This is a genomic window from Rugamonas sp. (genome assembly GCF_025354735.1).
GTDB lineage: Bacteria > Pseudomonadota > Gammaproteobacteria > Burkholderiales > Burkholderiaceae_D > Rugamonas.
The window spans coordinates 1-4,847 of record NZ_JANXMI010000200.1 but is presented as its reverse complement, the minus strand read 5'-3'; the positions used below and the strand labels follow the sequence as shown (position 1 = coordinate 4,847).

General features: G+C 66.2%; 4 protein-coding genes. All 4 read right to left on the bottom strand.

The window, feature by feature from the left end; all coding sequences use genetic code 11:
• The coding region (locus Q0S71_RS15970; protein WP_295997712.1) for a family 10 glycosylhydrolase at positions 1-1,384 on the bottom strand (1,384 nt) is incomplete at its 3' end.
• 50 nt (positions 1,385-1,434) lie between these two features.
• The gene (locus Q0S71_RS15965; RefSeq protein ID WP_295997710.1) at positions 1,435-2,730 is read right to left on the bottom strand and encodes an MFS transporter; all 1,296 of its coding nucleotides are present in this window, start codon (positions 2,728-2,730) and stop codon (positions 1,435-1,437) included.
• A 12-nt stretch (positions 2,731-2,742) separates the two neighbouring features.
• A complete protein-coding gene (locus tag Q0S71_RS15960; RefSeq protein ID WP_295997708.1) occupies positions 2,743-3,627 on the bottom strand; it encodes an N-acetylmuramic acid 6-phosphate etherase in 885 nt (294 codons plus the stop codon).
• Between the two features lie 64 nt (positions 3,628-3,691).
• The gene (locus tag Q0S71_RS15955) at positions 3,692-4,432 is read right to left on the bottom strand and encodes a GntR family transcriptional regulator (RefSeq protein ID WP_295997706.1); all 741 of its coding nucleotides are present in this window, start codon (positions 4,430-4,432) and stop codon (positions 3,692-3,694) included.
• Positions 4,433-4,847 lie beyond the last annotated feature (415 nt).

Here is a 4,847-nt window from a genome sequence, read left to right as displayed (position 1 = left end):
GCCGCACCGCCACCAGCGGCGCCGCCGGCGCCTGCGCGCCCAGCCACGGCGTGGCCGGCACCAGCGCCGCCGTCTGGTACACCTGCGCCCGCAGCAAATCGTCGATGCCCTTGCGATTATCCATCAGCGCCGCCATGCTGAAATGGACATGGCCGTCGGCCCCGCGCCGGGTCCGCGTGACGCCGATCTGCTTGACGATTTCCTCCGGCGCGAACGGCTTTGCGGTGTTGTCGATGCGGCTGGTGAACAGTCCCGGCCACACGTGCCGGCCCTGCGTGTTCTGCGCCAGCCAGTAGTCGAGCAGCACGTCGAACGCTTGCGGCGCCTGCGCCACCGGCCAGTACAGCTGCGGCGACAGATAATCGAGCCAGCCCTTGGCCAGCCAGGTCTCGGCGTCGGCATACAATTTATCGTACTGGCTGAAGCCGACGATGCCGGGCGGGCGCCGGTCCGGCCGGCCGATGCCGAAGGGGCTGATGCCGAAGCGCACCCACGACTTTTCGCGGTGGATGCCCAGATACAGCGCCTCGATCAACGTGTTGACGTTCTGCCGCCGCCAGCTGGCGCGGTCGAGCTGGCCGCCGCCCAGCAGATAGCGCTGCCACGACGGTTCGTCGGGAAACGCCAGCTCGGCCCGGGGGGCGCCGCCCGTGTCGAGCGCGACGCTCTCGGCGCCGACCGCGTCGATCGGATAGGGATAGAAATAATCGTCGATGTGGACGCCGTCGACGTCGTAGCGCCGCACCACGTCGAGCACCACGTCCAGCGTGTGCTGGGAGGCGCCGTCCGCGCCCGGATCGATCCACAGGTATTTGCCGTAGGGCTTGACCATCTCCGGCTTGGTGTACGACACGTGCTCGCGCGCCAGCGGCGAGCGCGCCGTCGACGCGTGGCCGGCGCGGTAGGGATTGAACCACGCGTGCAGTTCCAGCCCGCGCGCGTGGGCCTGCTCGATCCAGAATTGCAGCGGGTCGTACAGCGGATGGGGCGCGCGGCCCTGCTGGCCGGTCAGGTATTCGGACCACGGCTCGAGTTCGGACGGGTAGATCGCGTCGGCGCTGGGCCGCACTTGCAGCACGATGGCGTTCAGGTTCAGCGAGCGGGCCCGCTCCAGGATGACGATGGCCTCGGCCTGCTGCTTTTCCACGCTCAGGTTGCTGCGGCTGGGCCAGTCGATATTCGACACCGTCGACACCCACACGGCGCGGAATTCGCGCGGCGCCGGCGGCGGCTGGTTGGGATCGGACGACGGCGGCACGCCGGGCGGCAGGGACAGCACCGGCGCCAGCGGCGCGCTGCCGCAGGCGCTCAACAGGGCGGCCAGGCCGCCGGCGGCACAGGCAGCCAAAGTCTGCCGCTTCTTCGCGTTAAAAACCAAAACCATTCCCCGATATAGTTGAAGCGCTCGCTTGCGATGGCGGTATTGTAATGCGCCTAGCCGGATTTTCGCCCGAATCCGGGTGCGATGCGGACCCGGGCCGCCATCGCGAACGCCGGCAGCGTGGCGACGCAGACCCAGATGAAGAAGTGCTGATAGCCGAGCCGCTGCTCGATCCAACCGCTGGCCATGCCCGGCACCATCATGCCGAGCGCCATGAAGCCGGTGCAGATGGCGTAGTGCGCCGTTTTGTGGGCGCCGTCGGCCACCATCATCATGTAGAGCAGATAGGCGGCGAAACCGAAGCCGTAGCCGAATTGTTCGAGCGCCATGCAGGCCGCGATCAGCGTGAAATCGTGCGGCAGCGCCGTGGCCAGATAGACGAACACCAGGTCCGGCAGGTGCACCGCGCACACCATCGGCCACAAGCAGCGTCGCAGGCCGTAGCGCGCGATGGCCAGTCCGCCCAGCAGGCCGCCCAGCGTCAGCGCGATGACGCCGACGCTGCCGTAGACCAGGCCGACGTCGGCCGTGCTCAGGCCCAGGCCGCTCCTGGCCGGCGGATCGAGCAGGAAGGGAATCGCCAGCTTCAGCAGCTGCGCCTCGCCGAGGCGGAACAGCAGCAAAAAGCCGAGGATGGCGAGGATGTCTTTTTTCCGGAAAAAGGCGATGAAGGTGGCGAGGAATTCGCGCCGCAGGGCGGCGTGGCCGGGGTGGCCGGCATCGACGCCGCCGTCGCCGTCCGGGCGTGGCAGCATCACGCGGTGGTACGAGAACAGCGCCACGAACAGCGCCGCCAATATCGAGAACACGGTGGCCCACGCCATGCGCACATCGCCGCCGTGCTCGCTCAACTTGCCGGCCAGGTAGACCAGTCCGCCCTGGCCGGCGATCATCGCCAGCCGATAAAACGTCGAGCGCACGCCGACGTAGGCCGCCTGCGCGTGGTGCGGCAAGGCCAGCATGTAAAAACCGTCGGCCGCGATGTCGTGGGTGGCCGAGCTGAAGGCCATCAGCCAGAAAATGGCCAGGCTGAGCTGGAAAAACTGCGGCAGGCGCGCCGTCAGCGCGACCAGCGCCAGCGCGGCGCCCAGCACCAGTTGCAGCACGACGATCCAGTGCCGCTTGCTGCGCAGCAGGTCCACCAGCGGCGACCACAGCGGCTTTATCACCCACGGCAGATACAGCCAGCCGGTGTAGAGCGCGATATCGGTATTGGAAATGCCGAGGTTCTTGTACATCACCACCGACAGCGTCATCACCACCACGTAGGGCAGGCCCTGGCCGAAATACAGCGTCGGCACCCAGGCCCACGGCTTACGGTTGCTGCGGTTGCTACGGTTGCGCTCCATACATCCTTAAATTTAATCGGCCGCCAGCGCCGCGCGCACGCTGCCGTCGGCGCCCGCCAGCAGGGCCGCCGCCTGCATCACCGTCTGCCGCCGCAGCAGCGCGACGATGGCGACCTTGACGTGGAAATCGCACTGGCCCAGCACGCGCCGCGCTTCGGCCTCGTCGGCGCCGGTGGCGTGCATGGTCAGGTGGACGGCGCGCAGCAGCAGCTTGGCGTTGGTCGGCTTGAGGTCGACCATCAGGTTGCCGTAGACTTTGTTGAGCTTGACCATCAGCGCGCTCGATATCGTATTCAGCGCGATCTTCTGCGACGTGCCCGCCTTCAGGCGCGTGCTGCCGGAAATGACTTCGGCGCCGGTCGCCAGCGTGATGCCGCAGTCCGCCTCCAGCGCCAGCGGCGCGTCGGCGTTGTTGGCGATGCCGATGGTGAGCGCGCCGCTGTAGCGCGCCGCCCGCAAGGCGCCCAGCACATACGGCGTGGCGCCGGACGCGGCCAGCAGCAGCACCACGTCCTCGCTGCCCAGATGCAGCGCGCGCACGTCGGCCGCGCCCAGTTCGCGGTCGTCCTCGGCGCCCTCGACGGCGACGAACATGGCGCCGACGCCGCCGGCCAGCACGGCCAGCGCGCGTTCCTGCGGCCACGAGAAGGTCGGATGGAGTTCCACGCTGTCGAGCACGCCGAGCCGGCCCGAGGTGCCGGCGCCGACATACACCAGCCGTCCGCCGGCCTTGATGCGCGGCCAGGCCGCGTCGACGGCGGCGGCGATGGCGGGCGCGGCGTCGCGCACCGCCCGCACCGCCTCGAACTGGCCGTCGATCAGCGCGCCGACCAGCTGCGGCATCGGATATAGGTCCAGATCGGTGTGCTCGGTGCTGGGGGTTTCGGTGTTCGGCATCGCCATCCTGGCCTCGCGTGTAGGGGAAACGGTGTGCGGGCCGGCCTGGATACGGCCGGGGCGCCTAGGCGGCGCGCCGCATCTCGGCGACGAAATCGTAGTGGTCGCTGCAACAGTAGGAATGCGTCAACTCCATCGCCTCGCCCGATTCCAGATAGGCGATGCGGGTGATGAACAGCACGGCCTGGCCGGCCGGCACGTTGAGCTTGGCGGCCAGCTCGGCCGACGCGTTCATCGCGCGGATGTGCTGCAAGGCCCGGGCCGGCGCCTTGCCTATGCTTTCCAGATACTGGTAGAGCGAGGCGCCGATGGCGTCCGGATTGCTCAGCACGCTCTGCGGCAGCACGCTGACCTCGTAGGCCATGACGACATCGTCGGCCAGGCGCAGCCGCTCGAGCCGCGCCACGCGGGTGTTGGGCGACAGGCCCAGCGACAGCTGTTCCTCGGCGCTGGCGGTGACGATGGCGCGCTTGAGCCAGCGCGAGCCCGGCTGGTGGCCGCGCTGCTGCAACTGCTCGGAAAAGCTGGTCAGGTTCGACAGCGGCTGCTCGATGCGCGGCGCGATGTAATTGCCGGAACCGCGGCGGCGCACCACCATGCCCTGCTCGACGAGCTGGTCGATGGCCTTGCGGGCCGTCACGCGCGACACGCTCAGCAGCTCCGACAGCGCCCGCTCCGACGGCAGCGCCTGGTCCACATGATAGCGGCCATTGCGGACATCATCGCTCAACTTGCGGGCAATCTGCATGTATAAGGGCGAATTATCGCTCGCGTCGGCCTTGAATTCAAAACTGGTCTGGCTCATTCAATTCTCCTGTCGCCTCTAGTGTAGAGCGATATGGAATGCGCGTCCATTTTGGCAACATTGAAAGTGCTGCGCACGCGGCCGCAGCCGTCCTGCTACAGCGCCATTGTCCAGCACAAATGGCAAATCTTCATAGTGACATTCAGTTGTTTTTTCCATTTACTTTTATGATAATATTATTTTAGCTTTAATCTCATTTTATTTTTTTGCGATACCTTTTTTTAAGGTCGGTATAAATGAATAAGTTACATACGATTACACCATTTCGTCAAATTGTTTAGTTCCGTGCGATCATATCCCTCGTCGTAGCTGGCCTTTATTTCGGGCCAAGGCTATGCTGGACGAGTTGATCGCTGATTTATCGCGGTCAGCCAGCCCCCTCAACCGGCAACCAGAGCGATTATCGTCATGAGCA